Here is a 12,996-nt window from a genome sequence, read left to right as displayed (position 1 = left end):
ACTCCGACTATCCTTTTTCCGCTCCGGCAGTCAAACCTTCCACCAAGAAACGTTGGAAGAACATGAATACTAGCGTAATCGGAAGGGCAACCAATACGCAGCCCGCAGCAAAAATCGTAAATTGTGTAGAAAATTGGCTGCTTACCATATTATACAATCCGACTGCAAGCGTCTGATTCTCTTTTGTTCGCAATACCATTTGCGCAAAAATAAAATCGTTGAACGCTCCGGCAAACGAGGTTACCGACAAGTATACGATCAGAGGTCTGGACAACGGCACGAAAATTTTGAAAAAGACGATCCAATGGTTAGCTCCGTCTATTCTGGCCGCTTCCTCCAAGCTTCTCGGAATCGTGTCGAAATACCCCTTAACGAGCAAGTACCCCATAGCCGCTCCTGCCGAGTAAACGAATATCAATGCGGAGTGCGTATTCAGCAAGTTCATATTCAGCAGCAATATATAAACCGCGACCATGCTCATGAATGACGGAAACATGCCGAGAACGAACAAACCCGTCATCAAACCTTTGCGTCCGTAAAAACGGAACCGGGAGAAGGCGTATCCCGTCAGCAACACGAAAAAGGTGCTGCATACCATAGAAACGACCGCAATTTTCAAAGTATTGACATACCATTGCGCAAAAGGGAACATCTCGAACAATTCGCGATAATGCCCCAGCGTGAGCCGTTCAGGAATAAGATGCTCGCTATAGAGCGCCGTCCCCGGCCGGAAAGAGGCCAATACGACCCATAAAGCCGGGTAGATGGTTACGACGGCAATAATAAACAAAAGCAGATGGATGACGATAGAGCCCGCCATTTTCTTCAGCTTTCCAGATGTGGCCATCAATGAACATCCTCCTCTCTGAACGACCGTGTACGACGGAAATTCCAAATGGACAACGTTGCTAGAATAATAAATATAATGATGCCGATGACGGAAGCGAAATTGTAATTGCCTTGATTTATTGTCAGGTTATAAAGCCATGTGATCAGAATATCCGTGCTCCCTGCGAATTGGTATTCGCTGTTGGCCGGATTGCCGTTAGTCAACAGGAAAATAGCGCTGAAGCTGTTGACGTTCCCGGCGAACATGCCGATAAGGATCGGCGACAGCGAGAACATAACGCTTGGGAACGTGATCATTCTGAACTTCTGAGCCGCCGAAGCTCCGTCGACTTCCGCCGCCTGATAAAGCTCTTTGGGAATCGTGGTCAGAATCCCGATAATGAGCAGCATGGAGATTGGATAGCCATGCCAGAGATTGACCAATAACACCGTCGCTTTAGCCCAGATCGGATCGGAGAGCCATGAAGGCCCCTGGATGCCAAGCCATTTCAAGTACTGATTGACAGGTCCGAACTGGGAATTAAACATATTGCGCATGATCAAATACGAGACGAAGCTGGGAATAGCGAATGGGAGAATATAGATCGTCCGCCAAAGCGGCTTGAATCGCGTGCTTGAATGCTGAACGAGCAGCGCTACGCCGAACCCACCGAAAAACGTCGTAATTGTCGCTAAAACCGCCCATATGATATTCCAGGTGAATACGCCATAGAACGTTTTTGCCCATTTGCTTAAAGTGAACAGTTCCTTAAACGCATCGAAGCCGATCCAATCTATTAAATTGGCGGGCGGCAGATGCTTCGGAGAAGAGTAATTTGTGAAAGCGATCAAGATCGAAAACACTAACGGCAATACGGTGAAGAAAAACACAAATATGAGCGGCAGAGCAATGATGAGCTGAGGAAACTTTTGTTGGTTCGTATATTGCAAGGTACCTATGAAATTACGCGGTAAAATTCCTTGCTCGCGGGACTTTCCGACGCGATAGGCATCCTTAACGTTCGCGATGTAAGCAATGATAAATAAGAGAAGCGCAAATAACACGATTAACGCCTGAACGATTAGAAAAATCGAATGATCGCCCGGTACCATCTTGTAGACTTTGCCTACGAGCTCCAAATGCTGGCTCTTCTCGCCAAGGGTAGTAATTCCCCATAGCGCATGTCCCAGATTGTTAACGAAGTAATAGAGCCCGCCAGCGTATAGAAAGAGCAATAAAATCCCCTTAGTATATTGACGATTAAAGATCTGCCCTAATCCCATCGCTATGACAGAGAGAACCGCCGCGGTTTTCCTATATGAGTTCATAAGTCGGGAATGCACTCCTTCGAATTAAGCGATCGCCCGCTTGTCGGCGGGCAATCGCCCAATCGTTGTTTATATTCCATTATCGAAGGCTTATTTCTTGCTCTGTTGCTCGATTCCGGATTTAATATCCGCAACGGACTTGTCCAATATTTCCTTCACGTTCCCGCCGTTCCAGATCAATTCCAGCGAAGCGGTCGAAGGGCCCAGATTTGGGTTGCAGGCAAAATGTTAGGCATCGGCTGCGAGTTTTTAATTTGTTCCGTAAACGCTTTTACAATTTCGTTATTTGCGATGGCCGGATCGGAATCCATCCCGTTGCGCGCCGGAATGATTCCGGTTAATTCGAAATTTTTCACCGCCGCTTCCTGCGTGGTCGCGAACTGAATGAACAGCTTGGCGGCATTCGGATATTTGCTGAAGGAGCTTACGTAATAGGCTTTAACCCCTGCAAAGCTGACCGGTTTTTTGCCGTTGGACATCGGAGGAAGCGGAACGGCGCCCACTTCGAAGCCGAGCTTTTCTTTCGTGAAATTACCGAGCTGGGAAACCCCGTCCATATTGATCGGCAGCTTGCCGGTTTGGAAGAGATTCGTTTTTACGTCCGCGGTTGCGTCCGCAGCTTTGATTGGCAGCGCTTCGCGCAAGCTTTGATAAAACTTCATGCCCTCGACGGCCCCGTCGTTGTTCAACCCGATATCCGTAGGATCCGTGCCGTTTGCCCGAACACATAACCGCCGTTGCCGGCAATCCATGAATAGTTGTAATAAAAGTCGCCTACCTGCCACATAAATCCGAATTTGTTATTGCCGACATCGTTATATCCCTTGGCAAATTTAATGATGCTATCCCATGACGCAAGATCTTCTTCCTTCACAAGCTCCTTATTGTAGTAGAGAAGGTAAGTTTCCACGTTGCGCGGATAGCCGTAGATAACCCCGTCCAACGATACGGCGTCAACCAGCTCCTTGGGATAGTTCGCCTTCGTATCTTCCGCGAATATATCGTTAGGCAGTAAAATTCCGGAGGCAACGGCATCGCCAAGCGTATTGTGAGGCATAACCAGTACGTCCGCGCCCAGGCCGGCCGGCCCGTCGGTTTTCAGCTTTTTACGTTGATCGGTCGCCGGAACTTCCTGAAACTCGACGGGGATCTTGTATTTGGCCGTAAACTCTTGCGCAATCGCATCGATGAAAGGCTTCTCGTCCTTGCCTTCCCAAATGATCAATTTGGCGCCCGGTTCCGGAATCAGTCCCTCTTCCTCCGCATTTCCTGCCGTTTGCGCAGCGTCTGCCGTCGGAGTGATTGCGCTCGGAGCCTGGTTATTGGTTTTGTTCGATGAACATGCACTCAAAGATAAAGCCGTAATAAGAGCTGCCGATAGCAGCGCTGTTTTTTTGATTTTCATTGCTGAACCCCTCTCGATTGTTTGATCGCTTAATCAACAAGCTAATCCGATACATGAGCCCCCAGATGATCGGTATGAACGACGGCAGACTCGCATTTTCCGGCGGAATTCATAATGAATTCCACGATCCCCGCATTGTAAACCGGAATCGTATCGCCCGGATTGGCTATCTGCTTCAAATCCGCAGTGGATTGACCATGGCCGAAGACGACAATATGCTCGTCCGTATCGAGATCGGGAGCAATATGAGCATCGTAGAACGATCGAACTCGGGCTCTGACCCCGCTCGGAATCTCCGGCCAAACCGGCCACCATGGCTTGTTTGCATCGTGCGTATGCAAGAACCGCACATCGGAGTAATCGCTTACAATTTCGCTGCAGCTTTTCCATTCATAATCCCGATAATCCGTCCACTGCTCCAGAAACATCTCCGACATTTCCGGAACGAGAATAACCGGCAAGCCGCAGAACCGGCTTAGAGGCAACGCCGAATGAATCGCTCTGCGAAGCGGGCTGGAATAGATGGCCTTGATCCTGATGTTTTGGAAAAAGGAAGGGATTTGCTCGGCTTGCCAATATCCTATCTCAGATAGGTCGCAGTTCGCTCCCCCGCCTTGTCCAATATTCATGGTTGACTGCCCGTGTCGAATAACGTACAGATGCAATTGAAAGATTCACCTCCTTTTCGTTCATTCGTGAAACGTGTTTCATGAAATTTCAATTACGTTTCACAATCATTAAACCACAACTTTCATAAAGTGTGAAGTATCAAAAGGGCATTTTCCGATGATTTTTTGCATTATTTATTTGTATAATGAAAAAATCAACCGAATAATAGGAGGTTTAAGCTAAAATTACAGTCTTTATAAGCGTTTTTTCTGTTATTATTTTCATATAATTTTCTGAAACTATTTCATTAACGATGAATTATCGCTGCAATCTGCTTCAACCGGGCGGCGTTCTTCGAGAGACAACTCGCAATCGTTCTAGCAGTTCTCTTAACATTTTCCTTGCCTTTCGGTAGATTGACACAAGCTCCCCCTTTTCTCCTGAATAAGTTGTGCATGAGGGAGGTGAGTGACATAAAAAAACAATATGAAGAACAAATGATCATCGACGAAATCAATCAGACCCACAAAGATATCAACGACTTGAATGATGCCGCAAGCGCGCTCTTTAGAATTCCCATCTTTTTCAGCCACCAAAACCTGTTCACTCTCGGTCCGCCGCAGCCCCCATTATCCGAGCAGCAACGGTTTATCATTAGGATGTTCAAGGAAATTAAGAAAGTATTGCTATTCCCGAGAACAATACCAAATACGGACCAGTATCCGAATACTACCCTGGAAAATATTCGTCGGATCATTAAATCCAGCTATGGAATGACGGCTGCCCTTTTGAAACCGACAGGGCCTACTGCTCTAGGAGAACCTTATTCTCCTTTCTTGCAAATCGAGCCCTCGATGGCTTATCAATACGGACTGCCGCTGCTGCTGGTCAAGGAGAGTACGATTCTGGCGGGCGGCGTATGGGGGGATGCAGGGCCGCTCGCGCCATTCACGCCTTTAATCTGGTTCTCTAATACAACAACCGTAGATGAATTTTTTGACAGCGTTCAATGGAAGGAAGCCTTGCAGAACTGGGCCGGACAAGTAAGGAGCGGTTACTTTATTCAAACGGGACCTGAATTCCACTATCAATGCGACTAGTAAAACAGAAAAGCGCCAAAGACATCGCTTGTCTTTGGCGCTTCATTTGTACGATTCTCCCCCAGGCCATTCAAGCTCTTATTCCAGTCCGATCCATTTGGCAATCGGGCGAAACAAGGGCATAACCCAGTCGGTCGGACCCGTCAGCTCCGGCATGAACAACAGTGCTATCGAAAGGATGCACGCGCATGCGGTTATCGTTACGACGGCCGCTTTCGCCGCTCTCTCTTTCGCCAGCAAATTCTCCCACAGAACAATAATCGCGCCCGTTACGACAATTCCGGCTGCTGCAAATCCGTGCATAATTGTCCCCCTACTTTTTGCGAACCTGATCTTCGGGAATTCCCTGCGGAATATCCGACTTGCCTATTCTCACCACTCGGGTATAGATTCGCACATCGACCGGCATCCGCTTGAATATTTCCTTCCAATCCGCCTTTGATTTCGCCCATTGGTGGGGAAAATGACGTCTGAATTGCTCGGCGAATCCGAAAGCGTCGACCGCTAACTCTTTTTGAATACGCTCGATCGCCGCATCGGTGTCTTCCTTCAATTGGGATGCCCACGCAGTCTTTACCTTTTCCATGAACGGTAGAGACATACTGGATATATTCGTCGTATTCAAGATCAAATCTCCGGATACGCGCACGTCGATGCGCATCCGCCATTCCCGTCGCTCCCGATGCGAGGAATTAGCTTTGCGCTGGCATCCAGCAGGTTAATGGAGACTTCCCCTTCCGTTCCTTTCAACGGAAAAGAGAAATTTATCGTCTCCATTTCGTTCCGGATGAGCAGCAGCCCTCTCGATTCGGGTTCCTGCAAGGAAGCGATCATCTTATCCTCCTCGAATAGAGCCAAATGGTTGAGCGCGGTAGTCTTGGCAGCGGGCCGATTTCCGTTCTTCGATACAACCGGGGATATGTTCGATAGAACAGCCGAGCGACTATCGCCATCCACCATCCGGGCCAAATTTTTGAGCGTGACCAGCATCCCGATCTTCATGTTGCCCATCTCTCTCAATTCCTCCGACGAGCTGCGCTCAAGCAGCGGCTCCAGTCCCAATACGGTTTCGGCCTCGCCTTCGCTGACATAAGCATAGGCATGCTCGCGGAATTGGAGATACCGCAGAAAAAAATCCATGTACGCCCTTATTCCGTTGCTAGCGGCTGCATGGCCGAAGACGATGACCTCGCTGTGCCCCAGAACAAATGACGGGACAATTTGCGCTGCAGCTTGGCCATCGCTTCAGCGATCGTCTTCCCGGTCGCTTTTCTAACGAAAGTATCCCCTGTCGTATTTCCGCCGCTTCCTCCCGTATTTCCTTGGGGGCCGCCTCCCGCCGCTCTCGGAATGAAGATTTGCGCGGACAGCAAGACATCCCCTTCCTCGGAAAGATCGACCCCCGTCGCCAGAACGATGGCCAGATCGTTGATCTCTCTTCTGTCCCAGCATCCGGTCGACAACAGAAGCAGGATCGATATCGTTAACATACCCACAGATCGCGCGAAGCTTCGCCCAACCCGCCGCGTCCTCATGATTGGCCGTTTCCGACGGTGCGATGCACCCGGCCGTTTCTTATTCTGGCGACAGCGAGCAGCAAGCCCGGAAGAACGATCAGGACGAACAACGTATACAGATTGCCGGACGAGCCCAGAAGGGTGGCGATCTCGCTCTGGTTGGAAATGACCCAGAACGAATAGACCAGATCCAGAAAAGCCAACGGGAAAACAAGCGGCCTGAAGTCGTTGAGATTCAGCCACTGAGCCAACGAAATTGCTTGAACATAGAGGAACACCGACACTTTGACGAAGATGCCCGCGATCCAAATCGCCACGATCAACGCTTCTATATGCTGCAGAAAATCCGCAAAGCTGATATACCTCGCCGCGATCATAACCGGAAACACGAAGCTATCGGTCATATCCCGAAGAGGAACAGACAGACGATATTAACGGCCAGCATCGTGATCGTAATTGCAATAAGAGAATAGACTGACGCCTTCAAAGCCCGCGACCGGTCCGAGACGAATGGAAGCAGAAAGGCAAGAAAAGCGAATTCGCTTAGCCAGCTTGCCGGGGCGATCGCTCCCAGAAGGCTGGGCTTCAACCCTTTTTCCGCGATGGGAAGCAGCTCGTCCGGATAAAGCTCGGGAATGAGCAGCAGCAAGATCACGAAAAGGAAAATCACCGTTAGTGCAACGAGGATAATGCCGCTCCGGCCAATTACCTCGATACCGCTGCGGGCATTGATCGCGCATACGAACAGAAGACTGCCCATAACGACATACAGAGGCGTGCCGGGCAGAATCGTGCTCAGAACGAACTCCCCGTACTCCCTCACGACTACTCCATTCAAATGCGGCATATACAACAGAAAATAAAGTCCGCACAGCTTGCCGGGTATTTTTCCCGCAATGAGGACGCTGGATTGGATCGGAGACAAGCTAGGGTAACGTACGTTCAGGCGATAAGCGATGTAGATGGCCAGCAAGCCGATGAAAATAGCCCACAAGGGCGACATCCACATGTCATGGCCGGCAAATCTCATCGTTACGCTTGGCACGCTCAGCACCGATGTCGCCAAAATAAGAGGATACATAAGCACGGCTAATTGCAGAGACGATATCTTGCCTTTATCGATCATCGCGAATACCTTTTGTCTGAGAAGTTGTCCGAGAGTTCAAACGACTGCCGGAGAGCGCGGGCTTCGTATCGGTAGTCCAAATCGGCGAACGAAGAAAAACGTCCTTCAGTTCCCGGAACCTCGTCGGGGTTACAGGCGACAGATAAGGCAGCCCGAACGAACGAAGCTTGCTCAAATGGACGACGATGAGAATAAAACCGAGCATCACCCCGACCAGCCCGAGCGTTCCCGCAAGAATCATAATAGGAAAGCGAAGAATTCGCGGCGGAATTCCAAGAGAATACCGCGGAATCATGAACGAGGAGATTCCTGTAATGGCGACGACGATGACCATAGGCGCGGAGACAATTCCGGCGGAAGTAGCCGCTTGTCCGATTACCAAGGCACCTACAATGCTGACGGCCGCGCCGACTTGCTTGGGCAGCCGAACGCCGGCTTCCCTTAGCGCTTCGAACGTGATTTCCATAATCAACGCTTCAACCAAGGCGGGAAAAGGGATCTCCTCGCGCGATTTGGCGATATTGAGCAAGAGTACGGTCGGGATCATTTCCTGATGGTAGGTTGTAATCGCTACGTAAGCCGACGGAAGCAGCAGCGACATGACGAAAAAAACATAGCGAAGCCAGCGAATGAACGAGCTGGAGAGTATGTTCTGATAATAATCCTCCGGAGACTGGAGCATCGAGAATAAGCTGACCGGAGCTACGAGGGCAAACGGCGTTCCGTCGATCAGGATGGCGATGCGGCCCTCCAGAAGATTGGCGCAGACGACATCCGGGCGCTCCGTCGACAGCAATTGAGGAAAGGGAGAGACCGGATTATCCGAAATCCATTCCTCGATCGATTCGCTTTCCAGCAGCCCCTCGATTCGCATTCCCTCGATCCGCCTCTTGATTTCGCCCGCCAATGCCGGATCGGCAATTCCTTTAATGTAGACGACAGCGACTTCCGTCCTGCTGTAGCTTCCGACGGTCATTCCTGCTACCTTCAGATCCGGCGTCTTCAATCTCTTGCGAATGAGCGGCAAATTGACGCCCAAGCTTTCGGTAAAGCCGTCGCGGGGCCCTCTGACGGTCGATTCCGCAACCGGCTCCTCGACGGAACGCTGCTCGGGACCGATCATATCGAAAGAGTACGCCGTGGACGCCCCATCGACGAGAACGACCGGATATCCGACGCACAGACGGTCCGCCAGCTCGCCTATTTTTTCGTATTCCTGACAAGAAGAAGCTGGCAGTCGGGAAAATAGCCGCCGAGCCGATTTGTCGTTGCCTTCCCACTCCATGACCAATAATGGAGCTATCACTTGTCTTTCCAACGCCTGCGTGTCGGAAAGCCCCTTGACGGAAACGACTCCGCATTCCGTTCCGTCCTTCATCGAGAAAGAGTGGAACACGATGTCGGAGCAATCCACAAATACGTTCCGCAGTTCGGACATATTGGCTTCCAAGCTATTCGTAAGCGCGATCTCGCTTTTAGCGCTCCGTTCAGCGGCGTTAGAGGGTTTCGTGTGCGCCAAGTCGCTTCTCAACTCCGAACAAGGAATGGGTGGATATTATATCCATTATCCCCAACCGGATTTTCTTTCATGCTTGGCTGAATGGCAGGGGAATGCAAAAGGGCCGGATATGGGCCGGATTCTTTCCGGTGCCATTTCCAGCCCTTCGTTCGTTTTACCATAACGGTTTAAAATAAAACACAGTACCGCCCGTTCAACGGATGGCACTGTGTTCTCATACACCGATGTTAGTAAAAAAATTGATCTCCTGCTTGAATTTTTTCGTATTTCGGTGATTCAAAGACTGCCGTTTTCCCATCTGGAGCCGTAATGGCAATCTGTACACCGTAAAACTGTTTTTCCGAGCCTACCGAAAGAACGGCTTCCGCAGCTCCTTCTTCCACCGTTTTCTCCAAGACAGATTAGCCGTTTTGAACGATTATAACTTTTTGTCCGTACACCCAATTTTTGACAACAATTGCATCGCTGACTTCTCCATTCTTCAATTGCTGACTAGGAAGCTTCTGCCATTCGTCGACAAAACGGCCGAACTTGAGATCACGACTGGTTATTGTCGGCGTTAAACAACCGCTGCCGCTGAGCCTCGAACAGGAGCACCGTCGCCGCCATCGCTACGTTCAGCGATTCCGCACGGCCGGTCATTGGGATAATGAGATTGGAGTCGACCAGGTCGGATACGGCCGTCGACAACCCGCTCCCTTCGTTGCCGAAAACGAGCCATGTCGGACCGCTAAAATCGTATTCGTAGCAAGAGCGTGCCGCTTGGAGGCTTGTGCCTGCAACCGCTATTCCGCGCGACTTTGCTTCCGGAAGCAATTCCTTCAAATCGCCTTCCACTACCGAAACGTGAAAAAGAGCGCCCATCGTGGCTCGCAGCGTCTTAGAGTTGTACAAGTCCGCCGTACCGCGGCCAAGCACGACGGCCGTTGCGCCGCACGCGGCCGCGCCGCGAACGATGGTACCGACGTTGCCCGGGTCCTGCACCCCGTCAAGCACCGCGACGAGAGACCGTTCCTCCGAGAACAATCGATCCGTGTCGACGATCCGTTTGCGCGCGACGGCAAACACCGGCTGCGGGGTGTCGGTTGCGCTGCACTTGGAGATGATTTCCGGAGAAACCGGAATCCATGACGGCACGTTTTCCAAGGAATCGTACTCCTCATCCGACTCCTTGTATCTCAGCAGCTCTTCCGGCAAATCCGCGCCCGCATCATAGACGACATGCTCAAGCGGCCACCCGGCTTGCAAAGCTTCCGCCACCAGATGAACGCCTTCCAGCAAAAAACGTCCTTCCCGCTCCCGGTATTTGCGCTCTGTCAGCTTAACCCAGCCTTTGACGCGCGGATTCGCGACCGATTCGATGTACGCTTCAACCTTCGGCATACGTTTGCTCCAGCTTCATCAAGCGTTCGTTTTTTCCGACGATGACGAGCACGTCCCCTTGCAGAAGCGGAGCGTCGGCTCGCGGAGCGATGTCCATGTCCTCGCCCCTCTTGACGGCAAGCACATTGCAGCCGAACTTGGCGCGAAAATCGAGCTGCTTCAAATTTTTGTTCACAAAAGCGGGAGGAGCCTTCATCTCGACGATACTAAAATCGCCAGACAGCTCGATATGCTCCAAAATGTTCGGCGAAATAAGATGGTGCGCAACTCGCAGTCCCATATCCCGCTCCGGGAACACGACTTTATCGGCTCCAATTTTGCTAAGCACCTTCCCGTGCATGTCGTTCTGGGCTTTGACAACGATATGGGGAACGCCAAGCTCCTTGACGATTAGAGTCGTCATAATGCTCGCTTGAATATCTTGTCCGATCGCGACGACCACCACGTCGAAATTGCGAATCCCAAGCGCCTTCATCGCCTCCTCGTCGGTAGAGTCCGCCGATACCGCGTGAGTGACCTGATGAACGATATCCTGAACGCGCTCCTCGTTGTCGTCCACCGCCAATACTTCATATCCCATACCCGTCAAGTAAGCGGCCACGCTTGAACCGAACCGGCCCAGACCGATGACGGCATATTGTTTTTTCAACACGTCGGGTGATCCTCCTGTTCCTCAATAACGCCTTAAGCCAACGTTTTCTGTTCCAATAGCCACCATTATACCATGCTTGAAGCGGCATAACGGAAGGTCATTGCGGGCAATCTACACGGGAAGTTCTCCAAGGGGGAGGTTCCCGGCTTGCAACTTAATTTACGACAAGCGATTATTCAACGCGTTCACGACAAGACGAACGAAGAGCTTAGGGACGTCGTCGACGATTCCGTAGGAAATGCCGAAGTGACGCTGCCCGGGCTCGGCGTCTTGTTCGAAATCATCTGGACGGGCAGTACGGAGGAGGAACGGCTCAAGATGATCGGCACGCTGCATGACCATCTCCATAACGAGTCGACGGAAGCGCCCGCCGTAAGCTCGCCTTCCTAGAACGACTTAGCGCCCGAAAAGTCTCTCGTTTCGTAAACCGTGACTCCGTCGACTACTGTACACCGGACAAGCGGGCATTCCCTCACCGTATCCACGACGATGAGATCGGCCCGTTTGCCGGGCTCCAGCGATCCGATTTCGGCCCCCGCCCCATCGCAATCGCGGGTTCCAGCGTCGCCATGCGCACCGCTCTCTCCAACGCTACTCCTTCTTTCGCCAAAGCGAACACCGCATGAAGCAGCGAAGCCGGATGATAGTCCGAGCAGAGCAAGTTGGCATCGCCGGCAACAATCGCTTCGGCGGCTTTTAGGTTGCCGTCGTGGGAGCCTCCGCGTACGATATTGGGCGCGCCTACGCACACTCCCATTCCCTGCTTCTTGGCATAGGCAGCAGTCGCTCCGTTGAGCGGGAACTCGGAAATGTCGGCTCCGAAAGCCAGCGACCGATTCACCGCTTCCTCGGAATCGTCGTCATGGGAAGCTACCGCAATCCTCTGCTCCGAGCGAATGCAGTGAGCTCCCTAAGCGCGTTCCAGTCCACCTTCGCCCGTCTCTCCTGAAGCTCCTCCACGATTTTTTCGACTTCATCCAAGCTTACACCCTGATTTTTCATCACGTAACGTTGGAAAGCTCCGGCCGAGCATATTCCTATTCCCGGAGCATGGTCCATCAGCGACAAATAATCGATAGCGCCTTCCTCGATCAGCCTTCTTGCGAGCGGAATTCCCGTAGGCTGGGACACCTCGTAGCGAAGATGGACGCCATGGCGAATCATCGCCGCTCCCGGCTGCAGGAACGAATGAGATCGATCAGCTGCGATACGAGATGCTCTCCCCTAAGACTTAATCCGACGCCAAAAGACAAGGAATGCATCATCGTCGTAATGCCGTGTCCGGCGAGCTTTCTCTCGTATTGAAGAAAAGCCATCTCCATCGGGAACAGCGTCCCCGGCCGAGGCTCGACCTCCTTCTCGATAGTGTCGCAATGAATATCGACGAGTCCGGGAAGCACCCATGCCCCCTCGCCTCTATGATCCGATCTTTCGACTCGTCAATCGTTTCGACAGCGGACGATTTGCTCCCTGCGTAATCCACCGATTGAATGATGCCGTTCTCCGCCACGACGTCAGCCTTGACGAC

At 51.5% G+C, this 12,996-nt stretch carries 15 protein-coding genes and 3 pseudogenes; 2 read left to right on the top strand and 16 right to left on the bottom strand.

Annotation, left to right across the window (positions count from 1 at the left end):
- Positions 1 to 7 precede the first annotated feature (7 nt).
- The 4 genes and pseudogenes from D3H35_RS18965 to D3H35_RS18945 form a co-directional block, all read right to left on the bottom strand.
- A complete protein-coding gene (locus D3H35_RS18965; protein ID WP_233567997.1) occupies positions 8 to 847 on the bottom strand; it encodes a sugar ABC transporter permease in 840 nt (279 codons plus the stop codon).
- Positions 847 to 2,157: a carbohydrate ABC transporter permease gene (locus tag D3H35_RS18960; protein ID WP_119150758.1), complete on the bottom strand. Its 1,311-nt coding sequence runs from the start codon at positions 2,155 to 2,157 to the stop codon at positions 847 to 849. Before D3H35_RS18960 ends, D3H35_RS18965 begins: the two co-directional genes overlap by 1 nt.
- 176 nt (positions 2,158 to 2,333) lie before the next feature.
- A pseudogene (locus tag D3H35_RS32625) lies at positions 2,334 to 3,562 on the bottom strand (sugar ABC transporter substrate-binding protein).
- A gap of 41 nt (positions 3,563 to 3,603) precedes the next feature.
- The gene (locus D3H35_RS18945) at positions 3,604 to 4,227 is read right to left on the bottom strand and encodes a histidine phosphatase family protein (protein ID WP_119150755.1); all 624 of its coding nucleotides are present in this window, start codon (positions 4,225 to 4,227) and stop codon (positions 3,604 to 3,606) included.
- A gap of 408 nt (positions 4,228 to 4,635) precedes the next feature.
- Here D3H35_RS18945 and D3H35_RS18940 point away from each other — a divergent pair, with 408 nt between their 5' ends.
- Positions 4,636 to 5,271, top strand: a complete 636-nt coding sequence (locus tag D3H35_RS18940) for a hypothetical protein (RefSeq protein ID WP_378125323.1) — start codon at positions 4,636 to 4,638, stop codon at positions 5,269 to 5,271.
- Positions 5,272 to 5,349: 78 nt separating this feature from the next.
- Here the strand turns inward: D3H35_RS18940 and D3H35_RS18935 are convergent, their stop codons facing one another.
- The 9 genes and pseudogenes from D3H35_RS18935 to D3H35_RS18895 all read right to left on the bottom strand — a co-directional run bounded on the left by D3H35_RS18935 (position 5,350) and on the right by D3H35_RS18895 (position 11,468).
- Positions 5,350 to 5,574 carry a hypothetical protein gene (locus D3H35_RS18935; RefSeq protein ID WP_119150754.1) on the bottom strand — a complete coding sequence of 75 codons (225 nt, stop codon included), beginning with the start codon at positions 5,572 to 5,574 and terminating at the stop codon, positions 5,350 to 5,352.
- A gap of 10 nt (positions 5,575 to 5,584) precedes the next feature.
- Positions 5,585 to 5,896: a Ger(x)C family spore germination C-terminal domain-containing protein gene (locus D3H35_RS33610; protein ID WP_267901409.1), complete on the bottom strand. Its 312-nt coding sequence runs from the start codon at positions 5,894 to 5,896 to the stop codon at positions 5,585 to 5,587.
- A 2-nt stretch (positions 5,897 to 5,898) separates the two neighbouring features.
- On the bottom strand, positions 5,899 to 6,231 hold the full coding sequence (locus tag D3H35_RS35380; RefSeq protein WP_459178253.1) for a Ger(x)C family spore germination C-terminal domain-containing protein: 333 nt from the start codon (positions 6,229 to 6,231) through the stop codon (positions 5,899 to 5,901).
- An 18-nt stretch (positions 6,232 to 6,249) separates the two neighbouring features.
- Positions 6,250 to 6,761 (bottom strand): annotated as a pseudogene (locus D3H35_RS18920) (Ger(x)C family spore germination protein); the annotation flags it as partial.
- A gap of 41 nt (positions 6,762 to 6,802) precedes the next feature.
- Positions 6,803 to 7,869: pseudogene (locus tag D3H35_RS32615) on the bottom strand (GerAB/ArcD/ProY family transporter).
- Between the two features lie 34 nt (positions 7,870 to 7,903).
- A complete protein-coding gene (locus tag D3H35_RS18905; RefSeq protein WP_233567995.1) occupies positions 7,904 to 9,433 on the bottom strand; it encodes a spore germination protein in 1,530 nt (509 codons plus the stop codon).
- 227 nt (positions 9,434 to 9,660) lie between these two features.
- Positions 9,661 to 9,828 carry a hypothetical protein gene (locus D3H35_RS30880; RefSeq protein WP_158594183.1) on the bottom strand — a complete coding sequence of 56 codons (168 nt, stop codon included), beginning with the start codon at positions 9,826 to 9,828 and terminating at the stop codon, positions 9,661 to 9,663.
- Positions 9,829 to 9,970: 142 nt separating this feature from the next.
- Positions 9,971 to 10,816 carry a TrmH family RNA methyltransferase gene (locus D3H35_RS18900; protein WP_119150738.1) on the bottom strand — a complete coding sequence of 282 codons (846 nt, stop codon included), beginning with the start codon at positions 10,814 to 10,816 and terminating at the stop codon, positions 9,971 to 9,973.
- Positions 10,803 to 11,468, bottom strand: a complete 666-nt coding sequence (locus D3H35_RS18895; RefSeq protein ID WP_119150737.1) for a potassium channel family protein — start codon at positions 11,466 to 11,468, stop codon at positions 10,803 to 10,805. Before D3H35_RS18895 ends, D3H35_RS18900 begins: the two co-directional genes overlap by 14 nt.
- Positions 11,469 to 11,615: 147 nt before the next feature.
- Here D3H35_RS18895 and sspI point away from each other — a divergent pair, with 147 nt between their 5' ends.
- A complete protein-coding gene (gene sspI, locus D3H35_RS18890) occupies positions 11,616 to 11,858 on the top strand; it encodes a small acid-soluble spore protein SspI (RefSeq protein ID WP_119150736.1) in 243 nt (80 codons plus the stop codon).
- Between the two features lie 82 nt (positions 11,859 to 11,940).
- On the opposite strand, the gene D3H35_RS32610 is transcribed toward sspI, so the two are convergent.
- From D3H35_RS32610 to D3H35_RS32600, 3 genes are read right to left on the bottom strand one after another with little or no spacing between them, the layout of a single operon-like run.
- Positions 11,941 to 12,309, bottom strand: coding sequence for an amidohydrolase family protein (locus D3H35_RS32610; protein WP_233567991.1), 369 nt, complete (start codon positions 12,307 to 12,309; stop codon positions 11,941 to 11,943).
- 29 nt (positions 12,310 to 12,338) lie between these two features.
- A complete protein-coding gene (locus tag D3H35_RS32605; protein ID WP_233567994.1) occupies positions 12,339 to 12,632 on the bottom strand; it encodes an amidohydrolase family protein in 294 nt (97 codons plus the stop codon).
- Positions 12,629 to 12,868 carry an amidohydrolase family protein gene (locus D3H35_RS32600; protein ID WP_233567993.1) on the bottom strand — a complete coding sequence of 80 codons (240 nt, stop codon included), beginning with the start codon at positions 12,866 to 12,868 and terminating at the stop codon, positions 12,629 to 12,631. Before D3H35_RS32600 ends, D3H35_RS32605 begins: the two co-directional genes overlap by 4 nt.
- Positions 12,869 to 12,996: the final 128 nt, after the last annotated feature.

It is taken from the genome of Cohnella faecalis, from assembly GCF_003570905.1.
GTDB lineage: Bacteria > Bacillota > Bacilli > Paenibacillales > Paenibacillaceae > Cohnella > Cohnella faecalis.
The sequence above is the reverse complement of the archived record's forward strand: the minus strand, read 5'-3'. Positions and strand labels throughout refer to the sequence as shown.